The sequence below is a fragment of the Streptomyces sp. NPDC003284 genome (genome assembly GCF_053589675.1).
Genome location: NZ_JBSFSI010000005.1, coordinates 140,326 through 155,171, shown reverse-complemented (window position 1 = coordinate 155,171; position 14,846 = coordinate 140,326). Strand labels below are relative to the sequence as shown.

The 14,846-nt window shown below is 68.3% G+C and carries 12 protein-coding genes; 5 read left to right on the top strand and 7 right to left on the bottom strand.

Features of this window, described 5'->3' with window-relative positions; genetic code table 11:
- Positions 1–19: 19 nt before the first annotated feature.
- The 3 genes from ACWDYF_RS13050 to ACWDYF_RS13040 all read right to left on the bottom strand — a co-directional run bounded on the left by ACWDYF_RS13050 (position 20) and on the right by ACWDYF_RS13040 (position 3,284).
- On the bottom strand, positions 20–1,642 hold the full coding sequence (locus ACWDYF_RS13050; protein WP_389462950.1) for a penicillin-binding transpeptidase domain-containing protein: 1,623 nt from the start codon (positions 1,640–1,642) through the stop codon (positions 20–22).
- Between the two features lie 260 nt (positions 1,643–1,902).
- Positions 1,903–2,340 carry an ATP-binding protein gene (locus ACWDYF_RS13045; RefSeq protein ID WP_389462949.1) on the bottom strand — a complete coding sequence of 146 codons (438 nt, stop codon included), beginning with the start codon at positions 2,338–2,340 and terminating at the stop codon, positions 1,903–1,905.
- 203 nt (positions 2,341–2,543) lie between these two features.
- Positions 2,544–3,284, bottom strand: a complete 741-nt coding sequence (locus tag ACWDYF_RS13040) for a GntR family transcriptional regulator (protein ID WP_389462948.1) — start codon at positions 3,282–3,284, stop codon at positions 2,544–2,546.
- A gap of 79 nt (positions 3,285–3,363) precedes the next feature.
- Between ACWDYF_RS13040 and ACWDYF_RS13035 the strand changes: the two genes are divergently transcribed.
- On the top strand, positions 3,364–4,449 hold the full coding sequence (locus ACWDYF_RS13035; RefSeq protein WP_389462947.1) for a DUF1152 domain-containing protein: 1,086 nt from the start codon (positions 3,364–3,366) through the stop codon (positions 4,447–4,449).
- Positions 4,450–4,469: 20 nt separating this feature from the next.
- On the opposite strand, the gene ACWDYF_RS13030 is transcribed toward ACWDYF_RS13035, so the two are convergent.
- Positions 4,470–4,850, bottom strand: a complete 381-nt coding sequence (locus ACWDYF_RS13030; RefSeq protein ID WP_389463297.1) for a GntR family transcriptional regulator — start codon at positions 4,848–4,850, stop codon at positions 4,470–4,472.
- 505 nt (positions 4,851–5,355) lie between these two features.
- A complete protein-coding gene (locus ACWDYF_RS13025; RefSeq protein WP_389462946.1) occupies positions 5,356–7,611 on the bottom strand; it encodes a protein kinase domain-containing protein in 2,256 nt (751 codons plus the stop codon).
- A 785-nt stretch (positions 7,612–8,396) separates the two neighbouring features.
- On the opposite strand from ACWDYF_RS13025, the gene ACWDYF_RS13020 reads away from it, so the two are divergent.
- Positions 8,397–8,918: a transposase gene (locus ACWDYF_RS13020; protein ID WP_451584279.1), complete on the top strand. Its 522-nt coding sequence runs from the start codon at positions 8,397–8,399 to the stop codon at positions 8,916–8,918.
- A gap of 90 nt (positions 8,919–9,008) precedes the next feature.
- Here ACWDYF_RS13020 and ACWDYF_RS13015 read toward each other — a convergent pair whose 3' ends face one another.
- Together ACWDYF_RS13015 and ACWDYF_RS13010 are read right to left on the bottom strand one after the other, a co-directional pair.
- The gene (locus ACWDYF_RS13015) at positions 9,009–10,001 is read right to left on the bottom strand and encodes a hypothetical protein (RefSeq protein WP_389462945.1); all 993 of its coding nucleotides are present in this window, start codon (positions 9,999–10,001) and stop codon (positions 9,009–9,011) included.
- Positions 10,002–10,171: 170 nt separating this feature from the next.
- Complete coding sequence (locus tag ACWDYF_RS13010) at positions 10,172–11,923, bottom strand: dolichyl-phosphate-mannose--protein mannosyltransferase (protein ID WP_389462944.1); 1,752 nt, start codon at positions 11,921–11,923, stop codon at positions 10,172–10,174.
- A 129-nt stretch (positions 11,924–12,052) separates the two neighbouring features.
- Here ACWDYF_RS13010 and rsmI point away from each other — a divergent pair, with 129 nt between their 5' ends.
- The 3 genes from rsmI (at position 12,053) to ACWDYF_RS12995 (ending at position 14,750) form a co-directional block, all read left to right on the top strand.
- Positions 12,053–12,904 carry a 16S rRNA (cytidine(1402)-2'-O)-methyltransferase gene (rsmI, locus tag ACWDYF_RS13005; RefSeq protein ID WP_064533599.1) on the top strand — a complete coding sequence of 284 codons (852 nt, stop codon included), beginning with the start codon at positions 12,053–12,055 and terminating at the stop codon, positions 12,902–12,904.
- Positions 12,905–13,299: 395 nt separating this feature from the next.
- Positions 13,300–13,767, top strand: coding sequence for a hypothetical protein (locus ACWDYF_RS13000; RefSeq protein ID WP_381737593.1), 468 nt, complete (start codon positions 13,300–13,302; stop codon positions 13,765–13,767).
- Positions 13,768–13,856: 89 nt separating this feature from the next.
- Positions 13,857–14,750, top strand: coding sequence for a TatD family hydrolase (locus ACWDYF_RS12995; RefSeq protein ID WP_389462943.1), 894 nt, complete (start codon positions 13,857–13,859; stop codon positions 14,748–14,750).
- Positions 14,751–14,846: the final 96 nt, after the last annotated feature.

The window sequence follows — 14,846 nt, the reverse complement described above, 5'->3', positions numbered from 1 at the left end:
ACCGGGCGGCGGAGGTGCCTCAGCCCGCCGCGCGCAGCACCGTCGCGACGATCGGACCGGCCGCGTCGCCGCCGTGGCCGCCCTCCTGTGTCATGGCCGCCGCCGCGACGTCGTTGCGGTACCCGGTGAACCAGCTGTTGGACTTGGCCTGCCCGTCGACCTCGGCGGAGCCGGTCTTCGCGCCGATGCTGCCGCTCAGCCCGGCCATCGCGGCGGCGCCGGTGCCGCTGGTGGCGGTGCGGTTCATCATCTGCCGCAGTTGGGTGACGGTGCTCGCGGGAAGGCCCTTGGCCGTGGCCAGTTCGCGGTCGTCGAGACCGGCGGAGACCAGGACAGGCTGGTGGAAGCCGCCTGTGATCGCGGTGGCCGTCACCGAGGCCATGTTCAGCGGGCTCATCTGCACCCGGCCCTGGCCGATCAGGTTGGCCGCCCGGTCCGGGCCGTCGACGGCCGGCACCGAGCCGTCGAAGGACGGGATGCCGGTCTTCCAGTTGTCCTGGCCGAGCCCGAAGCGTTCCTGGGCCTCCCGGCTGAGGGAGTCGGACTTCAGCTTGGGGGTGAACTTGATGAAGGCGGTGTTGCAGGAGCGGGCGAAGCTGTCGGAGAGGGTGGCGTGCTCGTCGGGCTGCATGCCCTTGAGGTTGTGGAAGGTCTGGCCCTCCCACAGCACGTCCGGCAGACAGGGCGCGGGGCCGCTCGCCTTGGTGAGGCCGTTGTCGATGAGGGCGGCGGCGGTGACGATCTTCATGGTGGACCCCGGCGCCAACTGGCCCAGGAACGCCGCGTTGAAACCGTCCGCGCGGTGGTTGGCGACCGCGAGCACCTCGCCGGTGGACGCCTGGACGGCCACGACGGAGGACTCGGCGAACTTGTCCACCGCCTTCTCGGCCGCCGCCTGGGCGCTCGCGCTGAGCGTCGTGCGCAGCTTGCCCGGCTTGCCCTTGGCGAGGGTGATGAGCGGGGTCTCGGCCGCGTTGGTGTCGGCGTGGTGGATGCTCAGCTCGACGGACGGGGAACCGCCCGCCTTGTCGCCGTACTTCGACCGCAGTGCGTCCAGGATCGGGCCCAGGGAGGGGTACTTGTCCTTCGTGAGAACGTTGCCATCGCGGTCGACGGCCTCGATCGGCGGGGCGGCGGAGTCGCCGGTGACCAGCGTGTCGCCCTTCTTCAACTGCGGGTGCACGAGCACCGGTTGCCAGTCGACGAGCGCCCGGTGGCTGGTCTCGCCGCGCACCACGGACAGCTTGCTGCTGTAGGCGAGCGGCGCGGTCTTTCCGCCGTAGGAGACGGTGGCCTTCACCGAGAAGGGCACGGTGGTGCCGGTGGCGGCACCGGGCGCGATATGCACATCCGTGATGTGCGCCTCGCGCCCGTAGGAGGACAGCAACTGCTGCGCGTCCTGAGGGAAGTTGGTGTACGAGGCGGCCTTCGTCGCGTCGCCCTTCTCCCAGGCCGCGAAGAACTTCGACGTGGTGTCCTTCACCTCGTCCCGCGTCGGCGGCCCCGTCCGCGCGGGCGCCGGTTCGCTCGCGGTCGCGTCCCCCTCCAGTGCCGAGACGATCGTGTACCCCCCGTACACCGCCCCGCCCACCAGCACGACGCAGACCCCGCCCACCACGGCGGCCTTGGTCCCCTTGCGCATCACCGCGCTCCTCCCCGTCCCTCCCATGGCGCCTTCGCCCGCGCGGGCTTTCTTGAACGCGTTCAAAGGCGATGCGTGCCTCGAACTCTATGCGGAACCGAAGCCTACGGCGGCGCCTGTTGCCGGATGGTGTCCGAAGAGAGATCAGCTGTTCCGGGCAGATCCAGGTATGGGGGTACATGGGGAGGGGGAGCCCCGCTGGAGAGGTCTCTCTGTCCGGTCGGCGCGTTCGATTCCCCGGGCAACGGGTGATGTGCCCGTCACGTGGTCCAGGCGTCGGTCATCACGAAGGAGACGACCGTCCCGTCGAATCGGCTCGGGCCGGAGTGCCAGGAGTCGGCGATGGAGTCGACCAGGAGCAGACCGCGTCCGTGCGCGTCGTCGGTGTCGGGCCGGCGAAGGCGCACGCTCGCCGGGAACCCCGGACTGTGCACCTCCACCCGCAGCGAGGTCTTCTCCTTGAACCACTCCACCCGTACTAGCCACTCTTCGTCCGACCGCCCGTAGAGGATCGCGTTGGTCACCAACTCGGAGATCATCAGCGTGCAGTCGTCGACCGAGCAGAGCGGGTTGTACGGGGCGATGAACTTGCGGAACCAGTTCCGGGCCCGGGGGACGGAGCCCGGAGTCGGCTGCAACGCCATCGCCCCGAGCCGCGGAGACTCTTCGCCGGGATACCGGTCGATCACGAATGACACGGGCCCTCACTCCTTGCCACAGCCGTCGCTCTGCGAAGCGGCACCGCTCGATGAGGCGCGATCCCGGTCGTCGCCCCAGGGTGAAGGCCGCCGCCACACGCGAACGACTCGCCCACCCTCTCCAGTAAGTGGCCTTAGCCACTTACTGGGTGGTGGCATTAGCCACTTGAGGTCGCAAGCCATTCACGCGAAGTGACCCTCGATCAGGTGAGGGGATACCCCTGCTCGAACGCCCAGCGGTGCGGCGGATAGGTCGCCTCGGAGAACTCCAGGGCCCGGTCCTGCGCGTCATAGACCACGTGGTGGACCACCAACACGGCTGATCCAGAGCTCAGTTCGAGGTCCGCCGCCTCCTCGCCGGTGGCGCTCCGGGCGCACATCCGGTCCTCGGCGTAGCTGCCCGTGCGCCTGGTCATCGCCTCCACGTACATCAGCGTGCCCTCCTGGATGCGTTCGGGCTCCAGAAGTCTCGGCGCGCTCCGGCCGATGTCGGACGCGAACCACGAGGTGGACAATGTGATGGGACCGTCCTGGTTGTTGGTCACCCGCCGCCGCGGGTCCACCCGGCCGCCCCTCGCCAGTCCCAGCGCCTCCGCGACGTGGGCGGGCGCGTCCGCCCAGCCGGCCGAGGTGATCACCGCGTACTCGCCGGGCGGGTAGATCTTCCCGGTCTGCCGAGCACGGCCGTACAACTCCCTTGCCCGCCGGTTGACTTCGAGGCCGCGCACATACGTGCCCGAGCCCTGGCGCTTCTCGACCAGCCCCTGATGGCTCAGCGCCTCCAACGACCGGGCCGCCGTGGGCCGGGACACCTTCCAGTCGACAGCCAACTGGCGTTCCGAAGGAACCTCGTCCCCCGCACGCAGGTCACCCCGAAGAATCTGATCGCGGATGTAGTGCGCGATCTGGAGATACTTCGGCTGAGCCTCCTCGATCTGCGGCATCTGCCCTCCTCGTAAAGTGGCTATCGCCTCTAGCCACTACAGGGTGAACGACCTGCCTCCCAGCCCGTACCGTTGCCCCATGACGAGACTCATCGTCGCGGCAGGGGGCGGAGGCGACGCGGTGGCCGCCGCGATGCTCCACGCCGCCCTGTACGGCGACGACGAGCGGGCGGTGATCCTCACCTACGCCTGGGACCGCCTCCTGGTCGACCCCCTCCCCGGGCCGCGCGGCCCCCACGACTTCACGGGCCTCGAACCCCTCACCCGCTCCGTCCTCTCGGTACCGCCCCAGGCCCGGCCGATCCCCCCGGCAGGCTCCACCCTCCCCCGACTCGCAGCAGAACTCCCCCACACTCTCGCCCTGCTCGACCCGCACCACGGCGCCGAGGGCATCACCCGACAGCTCGAAGAACTGGTGGACCGCCTGACCCCCAGGTCCGTCGACCTGCTCGACGTCGGCGGAGACATCCTCGCCCGCGGCGACGAACCCACACTCAAAAGCCCCCTCGCCGACGCCCTCACCCTCGCCGCCTGCGCCCAGACAACCACCCCGGTACGACTGCTGATCGCAGGCCCGGGACTGGACGGCGAGATCCCACCCGCCGACCTGCGCCCCCTCCTCGGCCCCCACGTCCACACCTTCACCACGGCGGACACGGCCTCGATCGCCGCCGTCCTGGACTGGCACCCCTCAGAAGCCACAGCCATGCTCACCGCCACGGCCCGCGGAATCCGCGGCACCTGCGAAGTACGCGACGCCGGCCTCCCCGTACCCCTCACCGACGAAGGACCCACGGTCCACCAAGTCGACCTGGACAACGCCCTCGACCGCAACACCGCGGCCCGCTCCGTCATGACGACCACCACACTGACCGAAGCCGAGGCGTACAGCCGCGAGATCTGCGGCTTCTCCGAGATCGACTACGAACGCGACAAGGCAGCACGCCTCAAGGAGCAGCCACCCGCGAAGCCCGATCTCGCCAGTGTGTTGTTCCGACTCGACGAGTTCCAGGCCGAAGCCCGAGCCCGTGGAGTCACCCACACCACCTTCCGCCACCTCTCCGAGGTCTTGCGACTCGGCGGATTCCGGCGAGATGAGCTCCGCAGCCTCATGGTCAGTACGCGTCCGGAACAGTACGTGGCACCGCTCTGGCACATCGCATGAACGGAGGCAGCCTGTGGTAGCTAGGAACGCTCCTCTCGAATCGGCCTGGGGCGGACGGTCCGCACCCTGCCCTGTCCTCCACCCGCGAGCACGCCAACGGCCTCCAAGTTGTCGAGCGCCCTGGTGACGGTCGGCGGCGAGACCCCGAACCGCTCAGCAAGAGCCGACGCGCTAGGGAACGCTGCTCCGACTTGCAGGCGCTCCTCCGCGATGATGTCCGCGATGCGCTCTTCCAGCGGGCGGCGGTCAGTCCGCTCACCTGCACGTACTACACGCCAGCGACCAACCCGGCACCGGTTCGGCGAGACTCTCCTTGTGGAGAGCCGTGAACGCCCGGAGAGCGATTCCGTGCGAGATCTTGTAGTCGCCCATGAGGTGACAGCAGACAGAAGCTCCGTCATGTCCGGGTCCGCCTCAACTCGTGCCTTGACAGCATCAGCGATCTTCAGGAAGGTCCCCTGAGGACTGGCCTGCTGCGACACTCGTTCTTCCTTTTGCTCGCGCGTCGTCGCCCTCAAGAGCCGTATGCCTGGGGACGGCTACAGATAGGCGAGTTGGAGTCCGTGGGACATGCGCGGGCCAGGCAGTGAGAATTAGCCTGCCTGAAGGGGAGATCACACAGGTCAGCAGCGGTATGGCTGTCGGTAGCGGCTCGGTCTTGAGAACCGTTGTGATCCTTGCGCGGTACAAATTTCTCTACTTCATCAAGGCGGCTCGCTCCGCTCCCCGCGCGCGGCCCGGCCCCCGGCCGGGCCTGTGCTCCTGTCTCCGCCCCGCTCCAGCCCGGCCGGCGCCCGTGCCGCGCACAGCATCAGCCACTTGCCGAGCGGAAGTACGCCATGGCTGGAGCGGCCTGCTCCACAGCTTTGCCAGACCGCTCCACCAACCTATGCGGGGAAGTCAAACCTAGCTTTCAAGGGCCTGAAATACTCGGCGAAGCATTTCAGCGAGTTCCAGGGTGTCACTGCGAATCATCCGAGAGGGAAACCACTCGACGAAGACTTCGTAAGCCCCGCGCTGGCCGGGATGGCGAGCAGCCTTATTCCTGTATGGTTGTATAGCCTGATCCACTCGCCTATTGAGGATTCTACGCATCCTATCGTTCGAAACATTCTCCAACGAGACGCGCCTAGTCGGGGCGAGACGCAACACGAGCAAGGGACGATACTCGCGACCAGAAGGCTTTTCTCGCCACTCGATTGAGGCTTCCCAGGCGCCCGAAGCGCTAAGGAAAGACGATATATCTTCTTGCCTCTGTGCTTTGCGAGTAATTTGAAAGGCGAGCTCCTTTGAGTATTGCGCGGTAGTAATTTGGACGTCCAGCTCCGTATGTTGGAGCTCGTTATGAATCTCCCCTAGGCGACCAACTATTTCAGAAAAATCTTGCACGCGCTGGCGCGGGTCAAATTGAACACAGTCCTCGTACAGCTGCATAAGCTTTGAGGATGACTCGTTCGAGCAGGCAGCCTTGACTGCATTGTTCAGCTTCTCCGCATTGCCCGTCACATTGAGAGGGTCAGGATCGCGATTAACGAAACAGAAAGCAAGAAGCTGCCCGAATGAGAAAACGTCTAGCGTGGGCTCTCGACTGTGAGCTGCTTTGGGGTCGAATGCAATATACTGCTCGGGAGCGGCATAGTAGACGACCCCCATTGCACTTTTTGTTGCCCTCTGAGTTTGCGTACTAAACCAGGCCAGATCGAAATCCGTGAGGTACGGGAGGTACTCACCGTCATTGGTGTATCGGCATACAATGTTCTCCGGTTTAATGTCCCGGTGGATCACGCCGTGCAGGTGCGCGTGCTCAATTGCCTCTGCAGACTTCAGCAAAATGGAGATAGTGTCCGCTGGAGGCATGAATGTGCCGGGCTGCAATTCTCGCAAATTGCTGCCATCAATGTAGTCCATCACGAAGCCAGTTGGGCAGTCGCTATAACGATGCACCTTCACGATTTGAGGGTGCGCCAGCAGCTCCATCGCGTCATATCCGTTCCGGAACCGCTTTACTTTTTCACGGTCATGCAGTTCGTGTGGATGGTACACCTTATAGGCATAGGCATTATTTTCCGCGTTGGGATCGACTACCTTCCAGACCGAACCGAACCCGCCTGCGCCAATCTGCCGAGTGACCATCCCCTCCTTCATCTTAGTGTCGACCTCGATCAATCCGAGCTCGGTTTGATAACGCGTCAACGTATCGCGAGCCTGCTTGTAGCGGGCGCGAGTAGCTAGGCCTTGTGTCCTATCTTTGTCGTCAAACCATTTCGAAATTTTCTCAAGTCGACGACATGAAGCATAGTGTCCGTCGCTACGCCAAGAGGTGATGTCAAAACCTGACTTGAACCTGTTATACGAGTCCAGAAATCCCTGAGCCTCACTCTCATAGCGCTCATATTCCGAATCCGGCGGGGGAGGGCCAAGCTCTGGCGTAAACCCACTGCCGATCAAAAGACGTCCGCGGACCCGACCTCCAAAGACAGGAAGTTGGTCATGCCCTGACCTCCCTTTGGACATTTCACGCGAGATCACCTCATAAATACTATGAACAGTCACGCTGCCCGTGTGATCTGCAGCCGCTCCGGTCAGTGCATAAAGAAGGTAGTAGGTGAATATCCCGTGTCCGAGGTTATTGATTTCCCAGGCAGTCTGGCTTTCTGTGCATGCCGCTACAACGGCCGAAGATGATTCTACCTGTCGCACCACTTCCAAGATGTCTGAATTCCTCAGCTCCGCGACGCGGATAACGGATCCGCCAGCCCCGGTTACTGCGCCACCAGAGTGACAGCAGTCGAGTAGTACGAGAACCTGAGAATCTTGAGTTTCACTTGGCTCCAAGATTCGGAGAATGTCAGGTAGAGCTACACCTTCGTCAAAATCACGGTTGTCGTATGTGACGAGGTAGTGACCGAGATCCGTGGAAGCGCCGTGACCGGAAAAATAAAAAAGAATCTTGTCGGCCCCGGAGTTCTTTGCGTCAACGAGCCATCGCAAAATATCCGTCTTTGTGGCCTCTTCATTTTGGAGGAGCGTGACGTTGAATCCGTACTCCTGCATCTGAAGCAAAGCTGCAACTTGGTCGGCGTCATGGGCGCAGCATGAAAGCTTTGGCCAGCGATCTTTATAGGCGTCAATTCCCACGACCAAAGCAAGTGCCAGCCCCATTACCCCTCCTGTGGTGCGCGTCCCGTCATCATATGGCCAACTCCTTGCGGCTGCACCGAGGTTGGCACAGCTCGGCAAGTTGGGCTATCGCAACGCCGAACGGTCCCCGGCCGACCCTGGATGTCAGTGGCCGAGGAGTGCTGGCTGGCCAGCTTTGGCGGAGGGTGTCGGTCCTAGGCTCCTACCAGTTCGTGCGGGGAACGACGGGGAGCATCGGGAAACCGACGCAACCAATCACCGAGCGTCGATATCCTCCCGGCTGCTGGTCGCCCCTGCAGAGCCCCAGATCGCCTGAGCTCCCAAGCTGGGGCTGAACCGTTGTCAGGTACCGGCCGTCGTCGCTTGCTCCGGTCGACGACACGGGTAGCGTGATGGCGGCCAGTGGGGGTGCAGCGAGGCACACGCGCGCCTAGTCCGTCGGCATACCCGCCGTCGTGGCTGACTGTCGTCGGCTGAGGTTCGTGCCACAACCGTGCCAGATGCAGGGGTCAGCCACGGTCAACACCGGCGCCCCGTAGTCGAGTAGCCGCTCGCTTCCTCGGCCAGCGATGGCGCAGCTCAGCCCATAGATCGCCCCGCCCCTCTCCTAAGGCGGTGCTCACTGCCTGCCCGCTTGTCCGTGCGGGTCTTGACCTGACTCCGGTCCCCCAGGTGTCCCCCGGCAGAGGGCGGTGCACGGGACACCGCAGGTCGCAAGCGGTGGACTGAGCCCGCTGTAAATCTGACACCGCAAGAGAGCGGCTAGGACGTGTCCGCAAAGTGGGTGGGTCGTTGGTCTGTTCGTGGTGCGTCGTCATGAGCTGACTGATGAGTCGTGGGCGGTGATCGGGCCGCTGCTGGCTCCGCCGCGAATGGGCCGGCCGGTGCGGGATCGCCGTCAGGTGGTCAACGGGATCCTGTGGAAGCTGTCCACCGGGGCTGCCTGGCGGGACCTGCCGGAGCGGTACGGGCCGTGGAAGACGGTCTACGAACGCTTCCGCCGCTGGTCGGCCGACGGCACCTGCAACCGGCTCCTGGCCCACGACCAGCGGTGGGCCCAGTGCTGGATCAAGACCGTGATCGGCCGGCGCTTCCGCCCTGCCCACACCATCCAGGGGGTGCGCGAGCCGCTGGTCAGCAACGGCTGGTCCTGCCAGGTCCCGGCCCGACGGGCGATGGAGCGGGACGACGAAGCCGTGGTCGGCTGGGCGAAGGAGACCTGGCCCTGCGCGGAGGACTCGCAGGGGCCCGTGGAACGTGGGTCGTCTTCGAGGGCGAGGCCGGATCCCCGATGGGGTCTGGCTCAGGTTTCGTGCAGCAGTGACTGAGCGTCGCGAGCCGGGAGGCGGCTGCCTCGGCGGCCGGGACTGGCTGTGATACGAGTGCCGTCCGTACAGGGCCAGTTCCGGGTGGGGCGGTCAGTATCGCCGACGGCGGCGTCGGCGAGGCGCCGGCAGGGCCGCCGCCGTGGGCGTGAGGCTCTCCAGGAGCCGCCGGTAGGCGTCCGGGTCCCGCTCGAAGTCTGTCCCGGCTGCGATGGCGGCCCGGTCGGCGTCCTGCCCCCGGAGCAGGTCGACCGATGTCTGCGCGAACCGCTCCCACAGACCGTGCCGTTCGGCGTCGGCCACCAGCCGGCGCAGCTCGGTGACCGCCGCCTCGGCGTCGGCGCGGGCGGCCGGTCCGGCCTGGAGTCTGTTCCGCAGCCCGGCGGCGGGGGCCGCCTCCCCGAGCAGCGGGTGCAGCCGGTTCGCGAGTTTCCGGGCGTCCGCCGCCGCCCTGTGCGCCTGCGGCCCGGCCTCCCGCAGAACCCAGAGGGAGCGGACCAGTTCGGGGTCAGGTGCCGCGTCGAGCGACCCGTGGCGCTCGGCGTCCCGCACCGCGTCCACGGCCCGCGCGTAGTCCTCGGCCGCCCACCCGGCAGCCTCGGCGAGCCGGGTCGCGCGACGCACGAGCCGGGCCTCCACGCCGAGGACCCGGGGGAGGGCGCGGAGGTTGCCGCCGACCATCCCGATCAGGATGAGCAGGAGTCCCAGCAGCAGGAGGGTGTCCGAGGTGGTGAAGTCCTCCTCCGAGGAGGCTTTCGGATCGTCCAGGTCCCCCCGGTTCGGCCCTTCCGTGAACATGAACCCGGACTCCCAGCCGTAGCCCCGGCTGTCCTGGAAGTTGGGTGCCTTGAGAAGGTCGCTCCGGCCGGCGTCGCAGTGGTACGGCCCCTCCCGCGTCTTCTTCTCGTACGGGTCGCTCCACTGGACCCGGCAGGTGCCGTCAGCCTTCTCATCGACCACCGCCAAGTCGATCTGACGCGCCGCGGACAGCTCCGGATCCGACCCGGTCGCGTACAGCCCCGCCGAACACGCGAAGAGCATGAGACCGGCCGTCAGAACCCAGCGGAAGAAAGGTATGTGCCTCATGTCGTCGTCCCCCCACCGGCAGCCTCGCACGGCGCACGCGGGTGAGCCAGAGGCCGCCCCCGGCAGCGTGTCGCCGCCGTCCCTGCCGGGGTCCGGCAGTGGCCACTGATGGCCGACAGCGACCACGAGGGCGCGGCCGGCCGCCGCACCCCCGTGATGTGTCCGCCCAGCTACACCCACGTATCCAGCCACATCCGCGCCCGCCAGTCGTCGATGGGGATGGCGGTGCCGGTGTAGAGGGGCCAGAAGTAGATGAAGTTCCAGGCGATGAGGAGGACGAGGACTCCCGCGCCGGTGGCGCCGGCCACGCGGCGGGTGTCGGTGGCGGTGGGGGGGCCGAGGAGGGCGCCGACGAGGTGGGTGACGGCGAGGCAGAGGAAGGGGACGAAGACGACGGCGTAGAAGAAGAAGATGGTGCGTTCCTGGTAGAGGAACCAGGGGAGGTAGCCCGCGGCGACGCCGCAGGCGATCGCGCCCGCGCGCCAGTCGCGGCGGAAGAACCAGCGCCACAGGACGTACACGAGCGCGGCGCAGGCCGCCCACCACAGCATCGGGGTGCCGAGGGCGAGGACCTCGCGGGCGCACTTGTCGCCGGCGTCGGCAGGGCAGCCGGCGGTGCCGGGGGAGGGGGACTCGTAGAAGTAGGAGACCGGGCGGCCGTCGACGAGCCAGCTCCACGGGTTGGACTGGTAGGTGTGCGGCGAGGACAGGCCGACGTGGAACTTGTAGACCTCGTGCTCGTAGTGCCACAGGCTGCGCCACCAGTCCGGGAAGAGCCAGGACCAGGAGCTGCCGCGGCCGTCGGTGGCCGCCCAGTTGCGGAAGTAGCCGCCGGTGCCGTCGGTGGGGGAGAAGATCCAGCCCGCCCACGACCAGATGTAGGTGACGACCGCGACCGGGACCGTGGAGAGGAAGGCCCAGCCCAGGTCCAGGCGGAGGACGGCGCGGTAGGGGCTGCGGGCGCCGGCCGTGCGGCGGGCGGCGACGTCCCACAGCACGGTCATCACGCAGAACGCGGCCATGACGTACAGGCCGTTCCACTTGGTGCCGATGGCCAGGCCCAGCATCAGGCCCGCCAGCCAGCGCCAGGGGCGCGCCCCGAGGCGGAGGGTGTCCGCGACGTCCGCGTCGGGCCGGGCGCGGCCGTCCGCGCCGACCGGCAGCGCGGCGGCCAGTCTCGCGCGGGCCCGGTCCCGGTCGGCCAGCAGACAGCCGAAGGCGGCGAGCACGAAGAACATCAGCACCCCGTCGAGCAGCGAGGTGCGGCTCATCACGAAGTGCAGTCCGTCCACCGCCATCAGCGTGCCCGCCAGGCAGCCGAGGAAGGTGGAGCGGAACAGCCTGCGGCCGATCCGGCACAGCAGCAGCACCGAGAGCGTGCCCAGCAGCGCGGTCATGAAGCGCCAGCCGAACGGGTTGAACCCGAACATCAGCTCGCCCAGCCCGATCACGTACTTGCCGACCGGCGGATGCACGACGTACGCCGCGTCGGCGGGCACGGGGACATGGCCGCCGGTGCCGAGGATCAGGTCGTTGGCGTTCTTGTCCCAGTTGACCTCGAAGCCGCGGTGGACGAGCGCCCACGCGTCCTTGGCGTAGTACGTCTCGTCGAATATCACCGCCTTCGGGCTGCCCAGGTTCCAGAACCGCAGCACCCCGGCGAACAGCGTGACCAGCAGCGGGCCGCCCCACTCCGACCAGCGGGCCAGGCGCGCGCCGACGGCGAGCGGGACGCCGAGGGCCGTCCACAGCCGTGCGCCGGGCCGGGCGAACGGCGGCACCAGGCGCTCGCGCACGTCGGCTGCGGGCCCCGTCGGCTCCCCCGCGCGGCCGAAGCGGCGCAGCCGCCGCTGCCACTCGGGGCGCCCGTCGTCCGGGGCCAGGTCCTGCCGGGGGTCCGTGGAGGACGCGGTACTGGTCACCGCGCCATCGTAGGGAACCGCGCTGTGCGAGTCCCGTGCATGGGCTCCGCCGGGCGTACGCGGTGCCCCGGGGAGGGGGCCTCCGGCGGGCGGGCGAGGGGCGGTCGCCGTGCTTGAGAGGATGGGGGCGTGACAGGAACCCTTGTGTTGGCCGGCACCCCCATCGGCGACGTCCAGGACGCGCCGCCCCGGCTCGCCGCGGAGCTGGCCGAGGCGGATGTGATCGCCGCCGAGGACACCCGGCGGATGCGCCGCCTCGCCCAGGCGCTCGGCGTGACCCCGCGCGGGCGTGTCGTGTCGTACTTCGAGGGCAACGAGTCCGCCCGCACCCCGGAGCTGGTCGAGGAGCTGACCGGCGGGGCGCGGGTGCTGCTGGTCACCGACGCGGGCATGCCCTCCGTGTCCGACCCGGGCTACCGGCTGGTCGCGGCGGCCGTCGAGCGGGACGTCCGGGTCACCGCGGTGCCCGGACCGTCCGCGGTGCTCACCGCGCTGGCGCTGTCCGGGCTGCCGGTGGACCGGTTCTGCTTCGAGGGGTTCCTGCCCCGCAAGGCGGGCGAGCGCCGCTCGCGGCTGCGGGAGGTCGCCGCCGAGCGGCGCACCCTGGTCTTCTTCGAGTCCACGCACCGTATCGAGGACACCCTCGCGGCGATGGCCGAGGAGTTCGGCGCCGACCGGCGGGCCGCCGTCTGCCGGGAGCTGACCAAGACCTACGAGGAGGTCAGGCGCGGCGGGCTCGGCGAGCTGGCCGCCTGGGCGGTGGAGAACGGCGGGGTGCGCGGCGAGATCACCGTCGTGGTCGAGGGCGCGCCCGAGACCGGGCCGGCGGAGATCGGTGCCGAGGAGCTGGTGCGGCGGGTGCGGGTCCGCGAGGAGGCGGGCGAGCGGCGCAAGGAGGCCATCGCGGCGGTCGCCGCCGAGGCCGGGCTGCCCAAGCGCGAGGTGTTCGACGCGGTGGTGGCGGCCAAGCACTCCGGCTGAGGTCCCCGAAGGGACAGCCGAGCTACGCGCAGGGACAGCCGAGGTACGCGCAGGGACAGGTGAGAGCGACGGGACCTGTGGGGCGTCGGCGGCGGTGCGCGCGGTTCGGTTGCGCCGGGTGAAGCGCGGGGACGCGCCTTGACGGCGGCGGGTGCTGAGAGATCTTGCTCACACCCCCTCTGAGCAGGGCGTATCTCCCATGAGCGCGCGCCCCATGCGGGAGTAAAGCGGCGTTTCGGGAATGCAAAGCGAGACCGGCCGTTCAGGGGAGCCTTGGGCAAGCAACCCCCAAATCGGATCCAACACTCGACAGGCCCGGTGCGTTCACGCTGGTGGAGGCGTCAACTGGAGAGAGGGACGCACCGTCCCACGTCCAGCGGACACGAGGAGCTGGCATGAGCGAGATCGCAGGACAGACCGGCCACCGCGGTACGGCCACCGCCGTCGTCAACGAGTCGTACTCCTTCGCCTGCATGCGCTGCGGGCACGGCTGGGAGCAGTCGTACGAGATAGAGCACCACACGGACGCCGACGGCGGCGAGTTCGTGCTGTACGTGGCGGAGGGCCGGGTCGTGCCGTCGCCGCTGACGAGGCCCACCTGCAAGAACTGCGACGGGCACGTCGTGCGCATCATGGGCGCCGGGCGGGTCTCGTCCGCGCAGAGCCATCTGCACGAGCGTGAGCACCACCAGCGTCGGCAGCCCGCGACGGGCCCGGGATCCGAGTCCGCGCCCGAGTCCGCGCCCGGGGAGGAGGCGGCGGACCGGAAGCCGGACGGGGACGGCCAGGGGCACGCGGCCGGTCACGAGCACCACTGGCACCTGTCCGATCTGCTGCACCCGTTCCACCGCAAGGCCGGCTGACGGCACCGGCGCCCGGGAGGGGGCGCACGCCGCCGGATCCGCGACGGCACGCCCCTTTCGACGACACGCTCCTTTCGTAGGATCGGGGCATGCCCTCGAAAGCCCACAGCGGCGACGCCGACAAGAACGCCGCGCCCCCGCTCCCCGAGCCGCTGCGGATACCGGTCGCCGACTCCCACACCCACCTCGACATGCAGTCCGGCACGGTCGAGGAGGGGCTGGCCAAGGCCGCCTCGGTGGGGGTGACCACGGTCGTCCAGGTCGGCTGCGACGTGAACGGCTCGCGCTGGGCCGCCGAGACGGCCGCGGCGCACGCGAACGTCCACGCGGCGGTCGCCCTCCACCCCAACGAGGCGCCCCGGATCGTCCACGGCGACCCGGACGGCTGGTCCCGGCAGGGCGCGCGGCGGCCGGGCGGGGACGCCGCCCTCGACGAGGCGCTCGCCGAGATCGACCGGCTGGCGGCGCTGCCCCAGGTCAAGGGCGTGGGCGAGACCGGTCTCGACTTCTTCCGCACCGGCCCGGAGGGCGTCGCCGCGCAGGAGCGGTCCTTCCGCGCCCACATCGAGATCGCCAAGCGGCACGGCAAGGCGCTCGTCATCCACGACCGGGACGCCCACGCCGATGTGCTGCGCGTCCTCAAGGAGGAGGGCGCCCCCGAGCGGACGGTGTTCCACTGCTACTCGGGCGACGCGGAGATGGCCGAGGTGTGCGCCCGCGCGGGCTACTTCATGTCCTTCGCGGGCAACGTCACCTTCAAGAACGCCCAGAACCTCCGGGACGCCCTCGCCGTCGCCCCGCTGGAACTGGTCCTGGTGGAGACCGACGCGCCCTTCCTCACCCCGGCGCCCTACCGCGGGCGGCCCAACGCGCCCTATCTGGTGCCGGTGACGGTGCGTGCGATGGCCGCCGTGCGCGGCACCGACGAGGACACGCTGGCCACGGCGCTCGCCGCCAACACCGCCCGCGCCTTCGGCTACTGACGCCGCGGGCGCGCACCGGCGCGCACCGGCACCCGCCGTGCACTGAGCGTAGTCGCGTCGCTTTGGAGAGTGACGGGTGCTCCGCTAGGTTCTGTG

Bases quoted from the DNA above. Each gene is read 5' to 3' on its own strand.
- ACWDYF_RS13050 (WP_389462950.1), bottom strand. From the start codon at position 1,642: ATGCGCAAGGGGACCAAGGCCGCCGTGGTGGGCGGGGTCTGCGTCGTG.
- ACWDYF_RS12995 (WP_389462943.1), top strand. From the start codon at position 13,857: ATGCCCTCGAAAGCCCACAGCGGCGACGCCGACAAGAACGCCGCGCCC.
- ACWDYF_RS13035 (WP_389462947.1), top strand. From the start codon at position 3,364: ATGACGAGACTCATCGTCGCGGCAGGGGGCGGAGGCGACGCGGTGGCC.
- ACWDYF_RS13030 (WP_389463297.1), bottom strand. From the start codon at position 4,850: ATGACGGAGCTTCTGTCTGCTGTCACCTCATGGGCGACTACAAGATCT.
- ACWDYF_RS13040 (WP_389462948.1), bottom strand. From the start codon at position 3,284: ATGCCGCAGATCGAGGAGGCTCAGCCGAAGTATCTCCAGATCGCGCAC.
- ACWDYF_RS13025 (WP_389462946.1), bottom strand. From the start codon at position 7,611: ATGGGGCTGGCACTTGCTTTGGTCGTGGGAATTGACGCCTATAAAGAT.
- ACWDYF_RS13000 (WP_381737593.1), top strand. From the start codon at position 13,300: ATGAGCGAGATCGCAGGACAGACCGGCCACCGCGGTACGGCCACCGCC.
- ACWDYF_RS13015 (WP_389462945.1), bottom strand. From the start codon at position 10,001: ATGAGGCACATACCTTTCTTCCGCTGGGTTCTGACGGCCGGTCTCATG.